Source organism: Serratia sp. TSA_105.2 (assembly GCF_052692115.1).
In genome coordinates, this window is the sequence record NZ_JBQZFT010000001.1 from 513,831 (window position 1) to 534,562 (window position 20,732).

General features: G+C 62.3%; 18 protein-coding genes. 12 read left to right on the top strand and 6 right to left on the bottom strand.

Annotation, left to right across the window (positions count from 1 at the left end; all coding sequences use genetic code 11):
• Positions 1-11 precede the first annotated feature (11 nt).
• Positions 12-1,742: an ATP-binding cassette domain-containing protein gene (locus ACUTSC_RS02285; protein WP_197767272.1), complete on the bottom strand. Its 1,731-nt coding sequence runs from the start codon at positions 1,740-1,742 to the stop codon at positions 12-14.
• A 450-nt stretch (positions 1,743-2,192) separates the two neighbouring features.
• Here ACUTSC_RS02285 and ACUTSC_RS02290 point away from each other — a divergent pair, with 450 nt between their 5' ends.
• A complete protein-coding gene (locus ACUTSC_RS02290) occupies positions 2,193-4,622 on the top strand; it encodes a DUF3772 domain-containing protein (RefSeq protein ID WP_063990351.1) in 2,430 nt (809 codons plus the stop codon).
• A 47-nt stretch (positions 4,623-4,669) separates the two neighbouring features.
• Here the strand turns inward: ACUTSC_RS02290 and ACUTSC_RS02295 are convergent, their stop codons facing one another.
• A complete protein-coding gene (locus ACUTSC_RS02295; RefSeq protein WP_233221854.1) occupies positions 4,670-4,837 on the bottom strand; it encodes a hypothetical protein in 168 nt (55 codons plus the stop codon).
• 87 nt (positions 4,838-4,924) lie between these two features.
• Here ACUTSC_RS02295 and ACUTSC_RS02300 point away from each other — a divergent pair, with 87 nt between their 5' ends.
• The 6 genes from ACUTSC_RS02300 to ACUTSC_RS02325 all read left to right on the top strand — a co-directional run bounded on the left by ACUTSC_RS02300 (position 4,925) and on the right by ACUTSC_RS02325 (position 10,159).
• A complete protein-coding gene (locus ACUTSC_RS02300) occupies positions 4,925-5,290 on the top strand; it encodes a GNAT family N-acetyltransferase (protein WP_445653179.1) in 366 nt (121 codons plus the stop codon).
• Positions 5,291-5,610: 320 nt separating this feature from the next.
• A complete protein-coding gene (locus ACUTSC_RS02305) occupies positions 5,611-7,053 on the top strand; it encodes a diguanylate cyclase (RefSeq protein ID WP_197767271.1) in 1,443 nt (480 codons plus the stop codon).
• 105 nt (positions 7,054-7,158) lie between these two features.
• Entirely contained in the window at positions 7,159-7,509 is a 351-nt protein-coding gene (locus tag ACUTSC_RS02310) for a DUF1428 domain-containing protein (protein ID WP_004938082.1), read from the top strand.
• A 14-nt stretch (positions 7,510-7,523) separates the two neighbouring features.
• Positions 7,524-7,997: a VOC family protein gene (locus tag ACUTSC_RS02315; RefSeq protein WP_197767270.1), complete on the top strand. Its 474-nt coding sequence runs from the start codon at positions 7,524-7,526 to the stop codon at positions 7,995-7,997.
• A 26-nt stretch (positions 7,998-8,023) separates the two neighbouring features.
• Positions 8,024-8,713, top strand: a complete 690-nt coding sequence (locus ACUTSC_RS02320) for a VIT1/CCC1 transporter family protein (protein WP_197767269.1) — start codon at positions 8,024-8,026, stop codon at positions 8,711-8,713.
• A gap of 108 nt (positions 8,714-8,821) precedes the next feature.
• Positions 8,822-10,159, top strand: coding sequence for a D-serine ammonia-lyase (locus ACUTSC_RS02325; RefSeq protein WP_197773201.1), 1,338 nt, complete (start codon positions 8,822-8,824; stop codon positions 10,157-10,159).
• A 48-nt stretch (positions 10,160-10,207) separates the two neighbouring features.
• On the opposite strand, the gene ACUTSC_RS02330 is transcribed toward ACUTSC_RS02325, so the two are convergent.
• From ACUTSC_RS02330 to tet(41), 3 genes are all read right to left on the bottom strand, one after another.
• Positions 10,208-11,644 carry a 6-phospho-beta-glucosidase gene (locus tag ACUTSC_RS02330; RefSeq protein WP_443002482.1) on the bottom strand — a complete coding sequence of 479 codons (1,437 nt, stop codon included), beginning with the start codon at positions 11,642-11,644 and terminating at the stop codon, positions 10,208-10,210.
• Positions 11,645-11,774: 130 nt separating this feature from the next.
• The gene (locus ACUTSC_RS02335) at positions 11,775-12,509 is read right to left on the bottom strand and encodes a MurR/RpiR family transcriptional regulator (protein ID WP_063989923.1); all 735 of its coding nucleotides are present in this window, start codon (positions 12,507-12,509) and stop codon (positions 11,775-11,777) included.
• 256 nt (positions 12,510-12,765) lie between these two features.
• On the bottom strand, positions 12,766-13,947 hold the full coding sequence (tet(41), locus tag ACUTSC_RS02340; RefSeq protein ID WP_445653057.1) for a tetracycline efflux MFS transporter Tet(41): 1,182 nt from the start codon (positions 13,945-13,947) through the stop codon (positions 12,766-12,768).
• 64 nt (positions 13,948-14,011) lie between these two features.
• On the opposite strand from tet(41), the gene tetR reads away from it, so the two are divergent.
• The 5 genes from tetR to ACUTSC_RS02365 all read left to right on the top strand — a co-directional run bounded on the left by tetR (position 14,012) and on the right by ACUTSC_RS02365 (position 19,558).
• Entirely contained in the window at positions 14,012-14,653 is a 642-nt protein-coding gene (gene tetR, locus ACUTSC_RS02345) for a tetracycline resistance transcriptional repressor TetR (protein WP_197767265.1), read from the top strand.
• A gap of 175 nt (positions 14,654-14,828) precedes the next feature.
• Positions 14,829-15,302 (top strand): 2Fe-2S iron-sulfur cluster-binding protein, encoded by a 474-nt coding sequence (locus tag ACUTSC_RS02350; protein ID WP_197767264.1) that lies wholly within the window; start codon positions 14,829-14,831, stop codon positions 15,300-15,302.
• Entirely contained in the window at positions 15,299-17,557 is a 2,259-nt protein-coding gene (locus tag ACUTSC_RS02355; protein WP_197767263.1) for a molybdopterin cofactor-binding domain-containing protein, read from the top strand. The genes ACUTSC_RS02350 and ACUTSC_RS02355 overlap by 4 nt, the downstream gene beginning before the upstream one ends.
• A 27-nt stretch (positions 17,558-17,584) precedes the next feature.
• Positions 17,585-18,883 carry a c-type cytochrome gene (locus tag ACUTSC_RS02360; RefSeq protein WP_197767262.1) on the top strand — a complete coding sequence of 433 codons (1,299 nt, stop codon included), beginning with the start codon at positions 17,585-17,587 and terminating at the stop codon, positions 18,881-18,883.
• Positions 18,884-18,952: 69 nt separating this feature from the next.
• Complete coding sequence (locus tag ACUTSC_RS02365) at positions 18,953-19,558, top strand: nitroreductase family protein (protein WP_197767261.1); 606 nt, start codon at positions 18,953-18,955, stop codon at positions 19,556-19,558.
• Between the two features lie 208 nt (positions 19,559-19,766).
• On the opposite strand, the gene ACUTSC_RS02370 is transcribed toward ACUTSC_RS02365, so the two are convergent.
• Positions 19,767-20,663 (bottom strand): EamA family transporter, encoded by an 897-nt coding sequence (locus ACUTSC_RS02370; protein ID WP_197767260.1) that lies wholly within the window; start codon positions 20,661-20,663, stop codon positions 19,767-19,769.
• Positions 20,664-20,732 lie beyond the last annotated feature (69 nt).

Below are 20,732 nucleotides of genomic sequence, written 5' to 3' on the forward strand. Positions count from 1 at the left end.
GGCCTGTGGGGTTAGCCCAGATTCAACCGGGCGGTGATGTCGGCAATCTCGCGGCGCCAGCGCGCCTGAAGCGCCGGTTTCTGGTGCTTCGGCTTGCGCGCCAGGTCGTCCTCCAGTTTGCTTTCGAGGGCAAACAGGGCGGTCAACAGCGCTTCTTCGCCTTCCAAGCGCTCATCTGGCGTCGGACCGTCTGCGTTGGCCTTGTCCGCCGTCGGCAGCGCCGGCGCTTCGCCCGCCAGGCGCTGATACACCGGCGCCAGATCGTGCCACTCCTCCAGTTTTTGCTGGTCGATCAGCCAAAAGCGGTTGCAGCTCTGTTCGATCAGCATCCGGTCGTGGGTGACCAACATGACGGCGCCGGCGAACTGGCGCAGCGTTTCCGCCAGCTCTTCTTTACCTGCCATGTCCAGGTGGTTGGTGGGCTCGTCCAGCAGCAGCAGCGAATGGTTGGCCAGCGTCAGGCCGACGAACAGCAACCGCGAACGCTCGCCACCGCTCAGCGAACGGATCTGCTGATGATGGCGCAGGTAAGGGAAACCGGCGCCGATCAGCGCCATTTTCCGCTGTTCCTCGGTCAGCGGCGCAAACTGCGCCAGCGCTTCGCTCAACGTGTCTTCATCGCGCAGCTGTTGCAGGCTCTGATCGTAATAGCCAATACGCACGCGCGGATGGAAGATCGCCGGGCGTTCCAAGGGAAGCTGATACGCCTGCCACAGCAAGCGCAACAGCGACGATTTGCCACAGCCGTTGCGCCCGACGATGGCAATGCGATCGCCGCTTTTCACGCGCAGATGTTCCAGGCTGAACAGCACCGGCGCATCCGGCGCCGGGCGCACGGCCCATTGCGGCAGCGCCAGCAGGCGATCGGCGTCCAGCGCCTCTCCCTGTAATCGCAGCCGCCACGGGCTCCCGGCGGTCAGGGTGGTCTGTTCTTCCTTCAACCGATCGACGCGCTTTTCCATTTGCTTGGCTTTGCGCGCCAGATCTTCGTTGTCGTAGACCTTGCCCCAGGTCGCCAGGCGTTTGGCGCTTTTTTCCACCCGATCGATCTCTTTTTGCTCGGCCTGGCGACGGTGCTCGTCCGCAGCGTCCTGTTCCGCCAGCGCGACGCGCGCAGCGGAGCAGGGCAAGCGGAAGAACTGCAGCGTTTTGTCGCGCAGGATCCAGGTACAGTTGGTCACCTGATCGAGCAGATAGCGATCGTGCGACACCAGCACGAAGCTGCCGTTCCAGCTGCGCAAGAACTGCTCCAGCCACAGCAGCGTGGGCAGATCCAGGTGGTTGCTGGGCTCGTCGAGCAGCAGCAGATCGGGCTGGCGGATCAGCGCGCGCGCCAGCAGCAGGCGGGTGTGTTGGCCGCCGCTGAGGGTGCCGGCGGTCAATGTCCAGCTCGCCGGTTCAAAACCCAGCTCGGCGAGCAGCGCTTCACAGCGCCAGCGTTCGCTGAGGTGTTGTCCCGTCGGCAGGCGCGCCAGCACCGCATCCAGCAGGGTGCTGGCGTGCAGTTCGGGCGGCAGGTGTTGTTCGATGCGCGCCATCAGGCATTGGTGTGACAATGTCACCATTCCGCTGTGGATGGGCAGGGCGCCGCTGAGCAATTGCAGCAGGGTGCTTTTGCCACAGCCGTTGTCGCCGATCAAACCGATGCGATCGCCTTTTTTCAGGCTGAAGGAAATCTCGCTCAGCAGGGTGCCGAACGCGTTGTCGTAACCGACAGATTGTGCAGACAGTAGTGTGCTCATTGCTTACTCAAGAGTTACAGGCATGACAATGCCTATCGTCAAACATCGCTGACGACAACCCGGTAAGCCGGAGGGAAGATCCTGGATTTTAGTAAGCTTCGCTCAAGCTGGGTTATCGCAGCACGATACCGGTAATGCTTGAGCGGCGACGATTACCAAAGAAGTGTGAGTGAAAAAACAATTCACACGTCAGCATAGTCAGTCTCCTTTTATTGGTTGCAGGTTAATCGGTGGCAGGAGTATAGAGCGCTTTGTGCCGCGCCGCCAGTGTAAAAGCGCCTGAATAATCAGCAAGCTAAGTACGACGGGCGCGCGTGGCACACAATGGGAATAATTACTGTATTTCGGCCGACATTAAGCAGCTATTATAATTAGCGTTTATGGTTAAGCGACGGTTCATCCGCCGCCTGTTCGTCTGTCTATCAGATAATGATGCTGAGCACTGAATTTATGTTAAAGCCTCGCCCGTTCCTGCTGTTGTTGTTATTGCTGTTGGGTTTGCAATTGACGCCGCTCGCCGCCGTCGCCGCCACCCAGGATGATCCTGCCGCCGAAAGCGCGCCCGATCCCGCCACGCAGCTGAAAGCCGCGCAAAAGCAGTTGGACAGCATGAAGCAGCTGGTTTCCAAAGCGACCACCGATACCCAGCTCAGCAAATTGCGGCTGGCGACCGACGATCTGGTCGCCGGCATGGAAAAGCTCGCCACCGATCTGCAGCCCGAGCAGGACAAACTGAAAGCGCAGCTGGACGTCCTGGGGCCGGCCCCGGCGGCCGGCGCGCTGCCGGAAACCCCGGCGGTAGCCCAGCAGCGCAATGCGCTGAACAACAGCAAGAAACAGCTGGACGATGCGGTAAAACGCGCGCAGGCCATCAAGACCAGCGCTTTCGATCTGGGGCAACAGATCGGCGATCTGCGCCGGGTGGCGTTTAAAACCCAGTTGGCGCTGAATACCGGCAGCATTTTGGGCATCAAATTCTGGGCGCCGGTGCTGCAGCCGTCCGAGAATGACGTGCAGCGGTTGGATCAGTTCAACGCCGAGATGAAAGCGGCCTGGGATGCCAGTTGGCAGGAGGAGTGGCGTTACGGCACGCTGGCGCTGTTGGCGCTGGCGGTGATTGTCTGGTCCTGGGGGCGCTATTTCTCCGAGCGTTTCCTCGCCTGGGTCAGCATCCGTTTCCTGCCGGACGGTCGTTTGCGCCGCAGCTTTATGGCGCTCGTCACCGTGGTGGTGACGGTGATCACCACCTCTATAGCGCTGAACCTGCTGTATTACGTCTTTGTGCGGGTGCAGCCGCTGCCGGTGATGCTGGAAGACTTCGCCGAAGGCTTCAACCGTCTGGGGATTTTCTGCGCGCTGATCGCCGGGTTGGGGCGTGCGGCGCTGTCGCTGAATCGCCCGTCGTGGCGTTTGGCTTCTCTGGACAATGAGGTGGCCGCCGGGCTGCGTTACTTCTCGCCGCTGCTGGCCGGCCTGGCGATGGCGTTCGGCACCGTGGAGCTGATCAACAACGTCGTCAGCGCCTCATTGGCCACCACCATCTTCGGCAACGGCCTGGTGGCGGGGCTGATCGGCATGGTGTTGCTGGCGGCGCCGCTGCGCGGACAGCGCATTCGTCGCCGGCTGGAACAGCAGGGCGCGCACCTGGAAAAACGCACGCTGGTCGGCGGGCTGGTGCACATCGTCACCCTGGTCTGTTCGGTGGTGATCCTGCTTTCTCTGCTCATCGGCTATATCGCTTTCGCCCGCTTCCTGACCTACCAGCTGATCTGGGTGGTGCTGGTGCTGATGGCGTTCTATTTTATGGTGCTGTTCGCCACCGATTTGTGCGCCGCGCTGTTTTCGCCGCAGACCGTCAGCGGCAAGATGCTGAAGAAAACGCTCAGCTTCAAGGATCGCCATCTGGAGCAGATGGCGATCATCACCACCGCGCTGGCCAAATGTTCGCTGTTGCTGTTGATGATCGTCGCGCTGTTCAACGGCTCATTCGGCAGCACCACGCCGGGCTCGCTGATGGAGAAAATCGTCTCCATCCTGACCGGTGAAGGACTGCAGCGTTTCAACATCGTGCCCGGCAACCTGCTCAACGCCGTGATCTGCCTGGCGATCGGCATCTATATTCTGCGCGCGGTGCGGCGCTGGCTGGGATCTGAACTGCTGCCGAAAACCATCTCGGACGTCGGCATTCGCGCCTCGCTGGTGACGCTGTTCAGCAATATCGGCTATGTGCTGGTGATTCTGATCACCCTGGCGGCGCTGGGTATCCAGTGGAGCAACCTGGCGTGGATCGTCAGCGCCCTGTCGGTCGGTATCGGTTTCGGTTTGCAGGAGATCGTGAAGAACTTTATTTCCGGCCTGATCCTGCTGACCGAACGCCCGGTGAAGGTAGGGGATATGATCGGCATCGGCGGCGTGGAAGGCGACGTGCGGCGCATCAACGTGCGCGCCACCGAAATCCAGCTCAGCGACCGTTCCACCATGATCGTACCGAACTCGCAGCTGATCTCGCAGAACGTGCGCAACGCCACCATGGGCAACGCGCAAGGGGTAGTGACCATCGCGCTGACGTTCCCGACCTCTATCGATCCGGAGCAGGTGCGCAATATCTTGCTCAGCGCCTATAACGACTACGAAACCATTCTGGAAACGCCGGCGCCTTACGTGCGCTTTAGCCAGCTGGGGCCGGACGGCATTATCCTGAGCGTGACCGGCTACGTGCCGAGCCCGCGCATGGTCGGCGCCACCAAGAGCGAACTGCTGTTCAATATCCTCAAGCTGCTGCGCGCGCAGGAAGTGAGCCTGTCCAGCCCGCAGGAAGTGGTGTTTATGAAACAGCAGGCGACGCGATATCAGGCCAACGAAGAGGAACACTCCTCCTAGTCCCCCCTAAGGCGGCGGGCCGTTAAGCGAAGGCCCGCCGAACGCGGCTAGTACATCGACGGCTCCACCGATTGCGAGCAGTCGCTGTTGGCGCTGGATTTGGTGCAGGTATAAGGCTCATTCGGCGATGCCGACGGCGCATTCGACGGGCCGCCGCCACCGCCGATACACCCGCTCAGCATCAGCATCAAAAACACGAGAAGTAGTTTCTTCATCTCACCGTCCTCCATTGCGATTCCTCCCTTAAGTATATGTCGGGAAAGCGAACGGCACCGCTCGCCGGGGCGATCTATACTCCTTTGATGCCTTGTTGGCGCACAACGTCGGCGAATGAGGAGGAAAAGATGCAAACCGACGACGAGTTGACCCGCTTTGCCGCGCAGGGCGCGGAGTATCAGGGCCGGGTGGTCGGGTTGACGCACTATCTTCTGCACCGCAGCACCTCTCAGCTGCAGCCTAACTGCTATCTGCAGGATCTGTTCACTGCGGAGACGGTGCGCGGCAAAGGCGTAGCGAGGGCGCTGATCGCGGCGGTCTACGAGCGTGCGCAGCAGCTGGGGTTGCCGCGCGTTTACTGGAATACCCACGAAACCAACCAGACCGCCATGCGGCTGTACGACAAGGTGGCGGAGCGCCCCGGTTTTGTGATGTACCGCAAGGCGCTTTGACGTGGGGTGAGAAAATCTCCGCACATTGCCCAATCTTATTTTACTTTTTATGAAAAAGACGGCGGTTTTTGCCGGTAACAGGCCGGCTGGGGCGCGGAATGCTCAGAGTGGCGCGGCCGCTTCAGCAGTTTCTGCGCCAGACCAACAACTGCTGTCAATACATTGATACACAAATGTATTTTCCCTTAATGAATAAACAGGTGCTCGGGCCGCCAAAACTGGCAATAATAGGTGGGTCGGCCGCTTATCTTCTCCTCATCGTCGACGGTTGTGACACGAACAAATTGTCACCTTACGCAGCAGAAGTCTCTGGATCCAAGATGCAAACCACCTCGTTGTCCGATACCCGGAAAATCTGGCCCGCACTCACCGTCTTTTTATTGGTGTTCGCAGTTTGCCTGTTGGGCATCGTCAGCCGCCCCGTCGGATTTTTGGCGGTATTCTGGCCGGTCAACGCCGTACTGCTGGCGGTTCTGGTGCGCCGTCCGCAGTGGGCCACGCGCGCCGGCTGGGTCATGGCGGTGCTGGGGTATCTGGCGGCGGATCTGCTGACCGGCAGTTCGCTGCAAAAGGCGTTGCTGCTGAACGCCGCCAATCTGACCGGCGTGGTGGTGGGGTATCTGCTGTTCATGCGGCTGTCGCCATCGGCGCGTATGCTGCAGCGTGGCGCCTCCAGCATGTACCTGTTCGGTATCTGCCTGGCCGCCGCCGCCGCGACCGGCGTGGTGGGCGCGGCGGCCTCGCAGTGCCTGTTCGACAGGCCCTATTTGACCTCGCTGGCGCTGTGGTTCTCGTCCGAATTCACCAACTACGTCACGCTGATGCCGTTCATTCTGGCGTTTCCCGCCGATTGGCGGCATCGCCTGCGCGCGACCTGCGCCATGCTGACGCAGCGCAGCCAGTGGCCGCATGCGGGGAGAAAACTGGCGGTGTTGGCGCTGCTGGCGCTGGCGGCGATCTGCAGCGTGCTGATCGGCGGCCCCGGCGCAGTGATCTTTCCAATGCCGGTGCTGCTGTGGCTGGCGATGTCCTTTTCGCTGTTCAGCACCATGATCGCGGTACTGGTTTATGTGCTGTGGTGCCATCTGGCGATCGATTTCGGGTTGCTTAGCACCACGCTCGACATGAAGGTGCTGCAGAACACGGTATCGATGCGCCTGGGCATCGCGCTGCTGGCGCTGGGGCCGATCGCCGTCGCCAGCATGAACTATGCGCGTAATGCGCTGCTGCGCACGCTGGAGCACGTGGCGAATCACGATGCGCTGACCCACGTGCTGACGCGCAATGCGTTTATGCAGCGCGGCGAGCGGGTGATCGATCAGAAAGGCGAGCTGGTGTGCGTCATGATGCTCGATATCGACTATTTCAAATCGATTAATGACCGCTTCGGCCACGACGGTGGCGATCAGGCGCTGATGGCGTTTACCCGCGCCATCGCCGCCGATCTGAGCGTCGATGACCTGTTCGGCCGCATGGGCGGGGAAGAGTTTGCCATCGTCTCGACGCTCGGCCAGCCGCAGCAGGGGTTGCTGCTGGCTGAACGGCTGCGGCAACGCATTGAGGCGGAATCGATCACCATGCCGGCCGGCCATCCGCTGCAGATCACCGTCAGCATCGGCATGGTGACCTGCCCGGGCGGTTCCGGCCACAGCCTGGCCGACCTGCTCAAACTGGCGGATCTGGCGGTATACAAAGCGAAAAACGCCGGCCGTAACCGGGTCGCCACGCCGGAATCTTACCTGCCGAACGATCCTGGCCGCTGAACTTCCGATCCGGGCCGCGCGCCCGCCGTCTAAACTGGTAGGGGAGCGAGGGCAACGTTGCCCGCGCTGAACCGACTGTCCTTAATCAGACAAGAGGATACCAGAATGAAATACGTAGACGGGTTTGTGGTGGCGGTGCCGGCCGCCAACAAGGAGGCTTATCACCGGCTGGCGGCCGCAGCGGCGCCGCTGTTCAAAGAGTTTGGCGCCACGCGCATCGTGGAGTGTTGGGGCGATGACGTGCCCGACGGCAAACTTACCGACTTTCGCGGCGCGGTGAAGGCGCAGGAGGGCGAAGTGGTGGTGTTCAGCTGGATAGAGTATCCCTCCAAGGCGGTGCGCGACGCCGCCAACGAGAAAATGATGAACGATCCGCGCATGAAGGCGTTGGGTGAGATGCCGTTTGACGGCAAACGCATGATCTTCGGCGGGTTCGCGCCGATCCTCGATGCGTAGTAAAGGAGGCGCAGATGGCCAGAATTACGCAACATCTGTGGTTTGAAAAAGACATGGAAGCGGCGCTGAATTGCTATGTCGCGCTGATCCCCGGTTCGTCCGTGAACTGGTTTTCCGATCTGCCGGCGGATACGCCGAGCGGCCCGGCCGGCAGCGTGAAGCTGGCATCCTTCACCCTGGGCGACCAGCGCTATGCGGCGATCGAAGCCGGGCCGTTGGATCCGTTCAATCATAGCTTCTCCGTGATGGTGGAATGCGACGATCAGGCGGAGGTCGACCGGCTGTGGGACGCGTTGAGCGAGGGCGGTGAGGCGGAGCAGTGCGGCTGGCTGCGCGATCGCTGGGGACTGTGCTGGCAGATCGTGCCGCGGCGCCTGACCGAGTTGATGAACGATCTCGACGCCGCCCGCGTGCGGCGGGTCACGGAAGCGATGCTGCTGATGGGTAAAATCGACATCGCCGGCCTGGAAGCGGCAGCGCGGGGCTAGCGGAAAGAGAACGAGGAAGAGAAAGGATGCATCGAGAGCGGCACAGTATTGAACGCATCGGCTGGCTGCGGGCGGCAGTGCTCGGCGCCAACGACGGTATCGTCTCAACGGCCAGCCTGCTGCTGGGCGTGGCGGCAGCCAGCGCCTCGCATTCCGCGCTGATGATCGCCGGCGTCGCCGGGTGGGTGGCGGGCGCGATGTCGATGGCCACCGGCGAGTACGTGTCGGTGTCGTCGCAGGCGGACACCGAAAAGGCCGCGCTGGCCGAGGAACAGGCGGAGCTGCTCGAAGACTATCCGGGGGAGTTCCGCGAACTGACGTCTATCTACGTGCATCGCGGGCTGGACCCGGCGCTGGCCCGGCAGGTGGCGGAAAAGTTGATGGCGCATGATGCGCTGGAGGCCCACGCGCGCGACGAACTGGGCATTTCCGCCGCCACGCGCGCCCGGCCGCTGCAGGCCGCGTTGGCATCGGCCCTCAGTTTCTCTCTCGGCGCACTGTTGCCGCTGCTGGTGGCGCTGTGGGTGCCGATTGCCTGGACGCGGCCGGCGCTGGTGGCATCGGCGCTGATTTCCCTCGGCATTCTCGGCGGCATCGCCGCGAAAACCGGCGGTGCGCCGATCTTGCCGGGCGTGGCGCGTATCCTGATCTGGAGCGTCCTGGCGATGGCGGTTTCCTCCGGCGTCGGCATGCTGTTTGGCGTCGCGGCCGGCTAGCGCCGCGCTTGCATCAATCTGTTGCACCTCAAGTTCAGTATTTATCATTTGTCAGCCGCCGGCGTTCACGGCATGGTGACGGCAACGCCAAATCAGTCAGGGACTCTTATGCAAAAATCACAGATTCAACCGTGGGTTGCGCAGCATCCGCTGTTGCAACGAATGGTCGCCCTCGAGCCGATCACCTGGTTCAATCCGCGTGCGACAACGCTGGCCGCAGGCTTGCCCCATGTCGGCCTGACCGCCGCCGACGTCGCCGAAGCGGAGCAGCGCCTGGTGCGCTTCGCGCCTTATCTCGCCGCGGCCTTTCCCGAAACCCAGCCCACTGGGGGGATCATCGAATCCGAGTTGGTGGCGATCCCCGCCATGCAGCAGGCGTTGGATCGGCGCTATGGGCAGACGTTGGGCGGGCGCCTGCTATTGAAAAAGGACAGCCATCTGCCGATCTCCGGCTCAATCAAGGCGCGCGGCGGCATCTACGAGGTGCTGACGCACGCGGAGACGCTGGCGCTGGAGGCCGGGCTGCTGCAGATCGGCGACGACTACGCCCGGCTGTTTTCCGACGAGTTTCGCCAGTTCTTCCGCCAGTACCGTATCGCCGTCGGCTCGACCGGCAATCTGGGATTATCCATCGGCATCATCAGCGCCCGGCTGGGGTTTGACGTCAGCGTGCACATGTCGGCGGATGCGCGGGCGTGGAAGAAGCAAAAGCTGCGCGATAACGGCGTCACGGTGGTGGAGTACGCCGAAGATTACGGCGTGGCGGTCGAGCAGGGGCGCAAGCAGGCGGCGAACGATCCGCGCTGTTTCTTTATCGACGATGAAAACTCCCAAACCCTGTTCCTCGGCTACGCGGTGGCAGGCGGCCGCCTGAAGCGGCAGTTCGCCGAACAGGGCATCGTGGTGGACGCGCAGCATCCGCTGTTCGTGTATCTGCCGTGCGGCGTCGGCGGCGGGCCGGGCGGCGTGGCGTTTGGCCTCAAGCTGGCGTTCGGCGATCACGTTCACTGTATTTTCGCCGAACCGACCCATTCGCCCTGCATGCTACTCGGCGTCTACAGCGGGTTGCATGACGGCATTGCGGTGCAGGATCTTGGCATCGACAACCGCACCGCGGCGGACGGGCTGGCGGTGGGGCGTGCCTCCGGCTTTGTCGGCCGGGCAATGGAGCGCCTGCTGAGCGCCTTTTACACCCTGAGCGACGAAGAGATGTTTGCGCTGCTCGGGCTGCTGGACAAGCACGAGCATCTTCAGCTGGAGCCGTCCGCGCTGGCCGGCATGGCCGGGCCGTGGCGCGTTGCAGCCCATGCGAAGGCGCTCAGCGAGCAAGGCATCAGCGCCGAGAGTCTGGCGCAGGCGACGCACCTGGTATGGGCGACCGGTGGCGGCATGGTGCCGCCGGCGGAAATGGCGAAGTATCTCGCCGCCGGGCAGGCAGCGGAATAAGGCGCAGTAAAAAGGGGCGAAAATCGCCCCTGATTGCCTGCCGTGTGGTTACAGCTGCTCGCCGTTGCTGGCGATCACCCGGCGGTACCAGTCGAAGCTCTTCTTGCGCGAACGCTCGAGCGTGCCGGTGCCGTCGTCATGCTTGTCGACGTAGATGAAGCCGTAGCGTTTGCTGTACTCGCCGGTGGTGAACGACACGCAGTCGATGCAGCCCCACGGCGTATAGCCGATCAGGTCTACGCCGTCTTCAATCACCGCTTTCTTCATCTCCTCGATATGGGCGCGCAGATAGTCGATGCGGTAGTCATCGTTGATCTGGCCGTCTGCTTCCACCTTGTCGAAGGCGCCGAAACCGTTCTCCACGATAAACAATGGCTTCTGGTAGCGTTCATACAGGACGTTCAGCGAATAGCGCAGCCCGACCGGATCGATTTGCCAGCCCCAGTCGGAGGCCTTGACGTGCGGGTTCGGCACGTTGCCCGGGAAGCCGAACATGCCGTCGCTGCCGTCCACCGCGTTAGCCTGCAGCGCGTTGCTCATGTAATAGCTGAAGCCGATGTAGTCGGTGCAGCCTTCGCGCAGGATCTGCGCGTCCTGCGGCTGCATCTCGATCTTCAGCCCTTTGCGTTCCCAATCGCGCAGCAGATAGCTTGGGTAGTAGCCGCGCATCTGCACGTCGGTATACAGATAGCGTTGGTGCATCGCCTCGACGGCGTACATCACGTCGTCCGGCTTGCAGGAATACGGGTAGAACGGCACGCAGGCCAGCATGCAGCCGATCTTGAATTCCGGGTTGATCTGATGGCCGAGTTTGACCACCTGCGCGCTGGCGACGAACTGGTGGTGCAACACCTGATACAGCGCCTGTTCCGGATTGTCTTCCTGAGTGTAGTCCACGCCGGAGCAGCAGTAGCCGAACAGCGGATAGCGGTAGTTGCTCTGGTTATTGATCTCGTTGAAGGTCATCCAGAACTTCACTTTTTCGCGGTAGCGGCGCATCACCACCTCGCTGAAGCGCACGAAGAACTCCACCACCCGGCGATTTTTCCAGCCGCCGTAGGCCTTCACCAGATGGTAAGGCATTTCGAAGTGGGACAGAGTGATCACCGGCTGGATGCCGTATTTCAGCAGTTCGTCGAACAGATCGTCGTAAAACTGCAGGCCGGCCTCGTTCGGCGTCGCTTCGTCGCCGTTCGGGAAGATGCGCGTCCAGGCGATCGAGGTGCGGAAGCACTTGAAGCCCATCTCGGCGAACAGCGCCACGTCCTGCTTATAGCGGCCGTAGAAATCCACCGCTTCGTGGTTGGGGTAGCGATAGCCGTCGAGCACGCCGTCAGTCATCACGCGATCCACGCCGTGCGAGCCGCCGGACAGCACGTCGGCGATGCTGGGCCCTTTGCCGCCCCGATCCCAACCGCCTTCAACCTGGTGCGCGGCGACCGCGCCCCCCCACAGAAAATCCTTCGGCAACTGTTTCATCGTCAATGTCTCATCGGTTTATTTAATGAAGGGTAATAACGCTGCGTTGAGAATAGAGTAGCAAGACCGAAAGAAATGTCACGATATAACAAATCACCGTGGAAAGTGATTTGTCACAATAAAAAAACAGCCTGTTTTATTTTGCCGAATTAATATGCCCGAGCCGTTTACCGATGGTTTCAATAATGTAAAGCACGGGGATTTGCGTGGTGATATTGTGATGCCCGCCGATCAAATGCTGCGGAACGTGGTAGGAGAGGTTGAAGTCCGCCAGCCGCGCCAGCGAAGAGGTTTCGTTGTTGGTGATGCTGATGATCTTGCAGTGGTGCAGGCTGAACTGGCTGGCCAGCCGCAGGATCTCTTCGGTTTCGCCGGTGACCGACAGCATGATCGCTACCGCGTTTTTATACATGTCGCTGTTGACGGGATAATAAGGATCGTCGATGTGGGTGCTGAATTTCCCGACGTTGGAAAAGAAACGTGCGCCATATTTCCCCAGCGCGCCTGAGGTGCTGATACCGACGAAAATAATCCGCTCGGCGGCGGCGATATGGTGCACCGCCTGATCGATCAGCTGATTAAACTCTTCGTTGCTGACGCTTTTAAAAAAGCTGAGGATTTCGCCGATGCCGGAATCGACCGGCGGCGCATCGGTTTGTTCCAGGTACAGCTTGAAACGGATGCGAAATTCCGAATAGCCGTCACAGCCCATTTTCTTGCAAAACCGCAGCACGGTGGTGGTAGACACGCCGGCTGCCTCAGCCAGCTCGCGGATGGTCATGTACATCACTTGATTCTTGTGTTTGCTGACGTAGGTATAAACCATCAGCTCCAGGGCGTTGAGCTCGGCGATTGCTTTATGGGTAAACATGAGTCGGTCCGGCGGCTGAAAACGGGAAGCTTATCTGCGGGTTAACATAGCAAAATTCACCGCCGCTGGCACTGCCGGGCAAAAAGAAAAGCCGCACCAGTCAGGCGCGGCCCAGGGTTCACAACGAACAAATAAAGCAAAACGTTCCGGAAGACATGCCATGAAAACGCGTTTCATCACACTGGGTTAGCATAGGTCAGCGGATCACGGCGGCAAAATGCCGGTTTCTGCTTTCTAAAGTTAAAGAACGGCAAAGTTATGGCGCCGCATCCCTGGCGCGTGAGCGCGCCAGCAGCGGCGGCACCACCAGGTACAGGGCGGCGGCCAACGCCCAGACCAGACCGGGCCAGACATCGCGCGTGGCGGCATACAGCGCCGTCGCCACCAGCGGCCCCGCGACGCCGATCAGGCTGCCCATGCTGGCCAGCGTCCCTTGCAGCTTGCCCTGATGATCGTCGTCCACCTTGTGCGCCATCAGCGCCTGCAGCGCGGGTAACGCCATGCCGCCCGCGGCGAAGAACGGCAGCAGGGCGAACGGCGCCCAGCCGCGCGTGGCGACAGACAACAGCGCCAGGCCCACGGCGTCGGCGGCCAGGCCGATCAGCAGCGCCTTACGCTCGCCGAGCCGCGCGACCAGCGGGCCGATGGCGAAGGCCTGCGACAGCGCGTGACAGGCGCCGTAGCCGGCCAGCGACAGGCCCGCCACCATCATGCTCCAGCCGAAACGATCCTGGCCGTATAAAATCCACAGCGTGGCCGGCGCCTGCGAAACCAGTGCCATAATCAGGTAAATGCCGGCCAGCGGCAGCAGGCCAGGCTTGCCGTGCAGCCGGCGCAATGACGAAAAGGGATTAAGGCGAATTTTCTCGGCGGCGCGGGGGCGGGATTTACGCGATTCCGGCAGCAGGAAAAACGCCATCACCAGGTTGAGGGCATTCATTGCCGCCGCCGCCAGGAAGGGCGCATGCAGGTGCCATTCGCCCAGCGAACCGCCGAGCAGCGGGCCGACGATAAAGCCGATGCCGAACACCGCGCCCACCAGGCCGAAACGCCGCGCGCGCTGGCCGGCGGGAGTAATATCGGTGACGTAAGCGGTGGCAACCGCCATGTTGGCGCCGGTAATGCCTGCCAGCAACCGCCCCAGATAGAGCCAGGCCAGCGTCGGCGCGAACGCCATCAGCAGGTAGTCGGCCGCCGCGCCGGCGAGCGAAATCAACAGCACCGGCCGCCGCCCGAAACGATCGCTCAGCGCGCCGAGGATCGGCGAAAACAGGAATTGCATCAAGGCGTAGGCCGCCAGCAGGGCGCCGTAATGCACGCTGCCGGCGTCAAGACCGCCCAGCGAGCGCAACAGCGCCGGCAGAATAGGCATGATCAGACCGATGCCTACCGCATCCAGCAACACCGTCAACAAAATAACCAGCATGGGTTTTTTCAAAATTGTGACTCTAACAGTGATAGAGTATGGAGTATTCCACAGTTACCCTATCAGTGATAGAGAGATGAGCGAAAAAAATACTGCGGCGCGTTTAACGCGTGAAACCGTCCTGCGCGGGGCGCTGGCGTTACTGGATGACATCGGCATCGATGCCCTCAGCACCCGCCGCCTGGCGCAGCATCTGGGCGTGCAATCCCCCACGCTCTATTGGCACTTCAAAAACAAGGCCGAGCTGCTGAAGGCGATGGCGGAAACCATCATGTTGGACCACCGCGAAGAGGTGCCCGCCGACATTCCCTGGCAGGCCTGGGTGACCGCCAATGCAGTCAACTTCCGCCGCGCGTTGCTGGCTTACCGCGACGGGGCGCGCCTGCACGCCGGCACCCGGCCGCAGGAACCACAATTCGCCATCATCGAGGCCAAGGTGGCGCTGCTGTGCCGGGCGGGCTTTACGCCGGAACACGCCGTTAATCTGCTGTTCGCCGTCGGGCGTTTCGTGGTGGGTTGGGTGCTGGAAGAGCAGCAAATGCAGCCCGATGATGCGCTGAACGAAGCCGATCGCCGGCGCTACCCGCTGCTGTGTGGAGGCTGGGAAAAGCTGCAGGACAAGGGGGCAGACGCGCTGTTCGAAGCCGGCCTCCGGCTGTTGGTCGACGGCGCCGAGGCCGCGTTGACGAACGCCAATAATCACGGCGCGCAATCATAAAACCAGGCTTATCTATAGGAAATTTATAGAAAATACCCACTTTTCGTTAAAGCCATGGCGGCTACATTCCCTTAACATTATCAAGTCTTTTGATGATAATTATTAGCACGCTGCACAATTATTCATCGCAGTGATGTTACGGATTAAATCCGTTTGCTTAAGGGATAGTTTCACCATGGAAATCAATGTTAACGGCCGGGTGGTTCCACTCGGCGATATCTCGCCCGAGACCCCGCTGCTGTACGTTTTACGCAACGATCTGCAATTGAACGGCCCCAAATACGGCTGCGGCCTGGGCGAATGCGGCGCCTGCACGGTGCTGATCGACGGCGTCGCCGCACGCTCCTGCTCAATGCCGCTGTCCGCCGTAGGAAAAAAATCCGTCACCACCTTGGAAGGCCTGGGCACCGCGGAAACGCCGCATCCGGTGCAGCAGGGGTTTATCGATGAGCAGGCGGCGCAGTGCGGTTACTGCACCAACGGCATGATCATGACGCTGGTCGCGCTGTTCGAGCGCGAGCCGGAGGCGGACGAACAAACCATCAAGAAAGAGCTGGCCTACAACCTGTGCCGCTGCGGCACGCATATCGAGATCCTGCATGCCGCCGAGCGCGCCCGCGATCTGCTGGCCGCGCGGAGGCAAGCATGAGCCGCCTAGAACTGACCCGCCGCCAGCTGCTGCAGGCCGGCGGTGTGTTAATGGTCAGCAGCCTGCTGCCCGCGCCGTTTAACGCCTTCGCCGCCGAGGCGGTTGCATCGCCCGCCGAGCTGCCGCTGGATCGGGTGGACAGCTTTATCAGCCTTACCGCCGACGGCCGGGTAACGGCGTTCAATGGCCACGTCGATCTGGGCACCGGCATTCGCACCGCGCTGGCGCAGATCGTCGCCGATGAAATTTGCGTGCCGTTCGAACAAGTCACGATGATCCTTGGCGATACGCAACGCACGCCGGATCAGGGGCCGACCATCGCCAGCGCCACCCTTCAGGTGACGTCGGTGCCGCTGCGACAGGCGGCGGCGCAGGTGCGACACCTGCTGACGGCGCTGGCGGCCAAAGCCTTCGAACTGCCGGCCGAACAGCTGACGGCGGCGGCGGGACAGGTATTTGTGACCAGGAACCCAGGGCGTTCGCTGAGCTATGCGCAGCTGGCGAGTGGGCAAAATCTGCACGTGACGCTGGATAAAAACGTGCAGCTGAACAGCGAACGGCAGAACCGCTATGTGGGCCGCGCCGTGCCCCGGGTCGATATTCCGGCCAAAGTGAGCGGTGGGCTGACCTACGTACACGACCTGCGCTTGCCCGGCATGCTGCATGGCCGGGTGGTGCGTCCGCCATACGCAGGCGCCGACAGCAGCGCGCCGTTGGGCAGTGGCCTGCTGTCGGTGGATGAAAGCTCGATCGCGCACCTGCCGGGCATCGTGAAACTGGTGGTGATCAACGATTTCATCGGCATCGTGGCCGAACGCGAGGAGCAGGCGATCGCCGCCATGCGCCGGCTGAAAACCCAATGGAAACCCTGGGCCGGGTTGCCGGATCTGTCGCCGGAAGCGCTGCCCGCCGCGCTGGAAGCCAATCCGAAAACCGACCGCGTGCTGCGCGACGACGCGGGAACGGACGCCGCGTTGGCATTGCTGCATACCGAAGTGCAGGCGGACTATGTCTGGCCTTACCATCAGCACGCCTCGATCGGCCCTTCCTGCGCGGTGGCGGAGGTCAAAGACGGGCGGGCGCAGGTGTGGTCCGGCACGCAAAACCCGCACGATCTGCGAAAAGACATCGCCAGGCTGCTCGAGCTGCCGCCTGGGCAGGTGCACATCACCCGCATGGAGGCTTCCGGCTGCTATGGCCGCAACTGCGCCGACGACGTCTCGGCGGACGCGGCGCTGCTGGCGCGGGCTACCGGCCGACCGGTGCGCGTGCAGCTGATGCGCGAACAGGAATCCGGCTGGGAGCCGAAGGGCACCGGCCAGCTGATTCGAGTGCGCGGCGGCCTCGACGCGCAAAACCGGGTGGCGGCCTACGAATTGAAAACCAGCTATCCCTCCAACAATGCCGTGACCTTGCCGCTGGTGTTGACCGGCAAAGAGGCCAACCGGGCCGACGTGCAGCAGATGGGCGATCGCACCGCCATTCCGCAATACGAGTATCCGCACATGCGGGTAGTCTGCCAAGACGCCGCGCCGATCGTGCGGGCTTCGTGGATGCGTGGCGTTTCGGCGCTGCCCAACGTGTTCGCCCATGAGTCCTGGATCGACGAGCTGGCCTGGCGCGCCGGCGAGGATCCGATCGCGTTTCGTTTGCGCTATCTGAACGATCCGCGTGCGGTGGCCTTGATTGAAGCCCTGAAACGGCAGGCGAACTGGCAAGACGGCCCGGCGCACCGGTCGCGCGCCGCCGGCGCCGAAGTGGTGAGCGGCCGCGGCTTCGCCTACGCGCGCTATTTCCACAGCAAGTTCCCCGGCTTCGGCGCCGCCTGGGCGGCCTGGGTGTGCGATCTCAGCGTCAACCGCCGCTCCGGGCAGATCACGCTCGATAAAATCTTCGTGGCGCATGACTGCGGCCGCATGATCAACCCGGCCGGGGTGCGCCATCAGGTGCACGGCAACATTATCCAGTCCGCCAGCCGGGTGCTGAAAGAGTTTGTAACCTTCAACGAGACGGGGGTGACGTCTTTGGACTGGGGCGGCTATCCGATCCTGCGTTTCGACGAGCTGCCGCAGATCGATATCCAGCTGATCGATCGCCCGGAGGAAGCGCCGATGGGCGCCGGAGAATCCGCCTCGGTGCCGAGTGCGGCGGCGATCGGCAACGCGCTGTTTGACGCGCTCGGCGTGCGGCTGCGCGAGGTGCCGTTTACGCCAGCGCGGGTGCTCGCCGCGCTGCGCGCTCAGGCCGGCCATTAACCCCCGTCACGAACAAGGACAGCAAAAATGAGTAAGATGAAAAAAATCGTCGGGTGGGGTGGCTTCACGGCGATCGCCGTGGTGGTGGCCGGCGTTGTCGCCAGCTGGCAACCGGAAATCGCGCCGCTCGCCGCCGATGCGACGCACCGTTTCAGCGAGGCGCAGATCGCGCGCGGCAAAACGTTGGCCGATCTCGGCGATTGCGCGGTGTGCCACACCCGTTCGGGCGGTGAGCGCAACGCCGGCGGGTTGGCGATGGAGATCCCCTTCGGCACCATTTACACCACCAACATCACGCCGGACGTGGAAACCGGCATCGGTAGCTGGAGCTACGCGGCGTTTGAACGCGCCATGCGGCACGGCGTCGATCGCCAGGGGCGCTACCTTTATCCGGCGTTTCCTTATACCGCCTTTACCCGCACGAGTGACGACGATCTGCAGGCGCTGTACGCCTACCTGATGTCGCAGCCGCCGGTCAATTACCGGCCGCCGGCCACCGATCTGCACTTTCCGTTCAATATCCGCCAGGGCATCTTCGCCTGGAACCTGCTGTTCCTGACGCCGGGCGCGATGCAGGAAGACCCGGCCCAAAGCGCCGCCTGGAACCGCGGCGCTTATCTGGCCGAAGGGCTGGGGCACTGCAGCGCCTGCCACTCGCCGCGCAACGTGCTGTTCGGCGAAAAAACCGGTAGCGACCACCTGGCAGGCGGCGTGGCGGAAGGCTGGACGGCGCCGGCGTTGACCGGCCGCTCGCCTGCGCCGCTCGATTGGACGCAGCAGGATCTGGTCGATTTTATGCGTACCGGCTACTCGGCCAACCACGGCGTGGCCGCCGGCCCGATGGCGCCGGTGATCGAAGAAGGGTTATCCCGCTTGCCGCAGGCCGATCTGCAGGCGATCGCCGTCTATCTGCGCAGCTATCATCCTGAAACGCCGGCGGATGCGACGGCGGTCACGTTGAACGCTCAGGCGGAACGGCAGGTGGAGCCCCTGAACTCGCAAGGCGCGCGGCTGTTTTCCGGCGCCTGCATGGCTTGCCATGCGCAGGAAAAAGGCGCGCAGATGGCGGGAGTGCGGCCGTCTCTGGCGCTGAACACCAATCTGTTTGCCGAGGCGCCGGACAATGCCATTCGCGTGGTGTTGGATGGTATACAGCGGCCTGCGAACGCCGAACTGGGCTATATGCCGGGCTTCCGCCATAACCTGGATGACGCGCAGATCGCCATCCTGCTCAACTACCTGCGGCAGCACTACGCCGGTCAGGCGCCGTGGCCCGATCTGGCGGCGCAGGTCGGCCGCCTGCGCGCCGAAACCGCGCAGAAATAGTCGCCGAGGGCTGGACAGGCGCGCCGCGTTGGCGACAATAGGGCCTTTCACATGGACAGAGGCAGTAAAATGAATACGTTAGACGCAATCCGCCAGCGCCGCGCCACCAAGCAGTTCGATACGCAGCACGTGATGACGCTCGAAGAGAAAAAAGCGTTGCTGACTATCGCGCTGCAGGGCGCACCCAGCGCTTTTAACCTGCAGCACTGGCGCCCGCTGCTGATCGAAGATCGCGCTCAGCGCGAGAAAATTCGCGAGGCGGCGTGGGGGCAGGCGCAGGTGACCGACGCATCGATGCTGGTCGTGCTGTGCGGCGATCTGTCGAGCTGGGAGTCACAGGTAAAAAACGTCTGGGCCGAGGCGGCGGAGCCGGTACAGCAGTTCATGATCCCGGCCGTCGATCAGTATTATCGCGATAAGCCGCAGGTACAGCGCGACGAAGTGATGCGCAGCAGCGGCATCTTTGCCCAGACGCTGATGCTGGCTGCCAAGGCGCAGGGCTACGACTCTTGCCCGATGGACGGGTTTGATTTCGACGCCGTGGGCGAGATCATCAACAAACCGGCGCACTATCAGATCGCACTGATGGTCGCCATCGGCAAGGCGGCGGGGCAACCTTATCCGCGCATCGGCAAACTGCCGTTCGACGAGGTGGTGAAAACCGACCGTTTCTGATCCGGGCGGTGAATGACAAAAGGGAAGGCTTGCGCCTTCCCTTATTTTTTTCGACGCACAGTTCGTTCCAGTAGCTGAAACGGATGCGCCGTTGCAGGCGGTGATGCCACATAGAACACTCCTTCTACCCTACACGGTTTAAATAAATAGCACCGCGCCGGGCGCAAGACGAATGCCTTATTGTGCATAGCTTGCCCGCCGGACGGGATTAACCGGTTTTATCAACCCGCCGGATGATCGGCGAGAGCCGCCAGCCGAAGTTCATGCCCGCCGCGGCGCCCAGGATTGCCAGCGTGCCCAGCAGCTGCAGCAGGCTGAGGCGGTGGCCGAACACCGCCCAGTCCACCACGATCGCCACCGCCGGGTAGATGAACGACAGGGCGCCGACCAGGGCCGTGGGGATCTTCTGAATGGCGCCATACAGCAGCGTAGACATCAAGCCGGTATGCACCAGGCCGAGGGTCGCCAGCAGCAGCCAGTCGATGGGGGCCGCAGAAAGCGTGGCCAGGCCGGCGAACGGCGCCAGCGCCAGCATACCGACGGTCAACTGAATCAACACGATCAGCTGCGGCGGCAGCGCGGCCAGCTGTTTGACGATCGCCGCCGCAATGGCGTACATCAGGGCCGCGCCGAGCGCCAGCGCCACGCCGAGCAGATAGTCACCATCGCCGCCGCCGTTTTGCCGGCCGGTGACGATCAACACCATCCCCGCGAACGCCAGCAGAAGCCAGCCCAGCCGGTTAGCCGTCAGTTTTTCGCCAAACAGCAGCGCCCCCAGCGCCACCAACATGAACGGCTGAACGTGATAGGTGACGGTGGCGACCGCGATCGAGGCATGCTTATAGGCGGCAAACAGCAGCGTCCAGTTGAGCACCAGGGCGATCCCCCCGAGGAGGGCGAAGGCCATCTGGCGCCGGTTGATCGCGCCTTGCTTCAACTGACCGAGTGCGGCGCAGGTCGCCAGCATGGCCAGCGCGCCGAACGCGCAGCGCCAAAACACCACCGTCGCGGGCGGCTGCCCCAAAACGAGCACCGGCCACCCCACGGTGCCGGAGATGGTCATGGCGAGGATCATTTGCACTGCACCGCGCGTTTTCGTTTTCATGTTGTTTCCTTCGTTGCCTGGCCGTACTTGTGGTGAAGCGGCTTAATCATTAAAATGAACAATCGAACA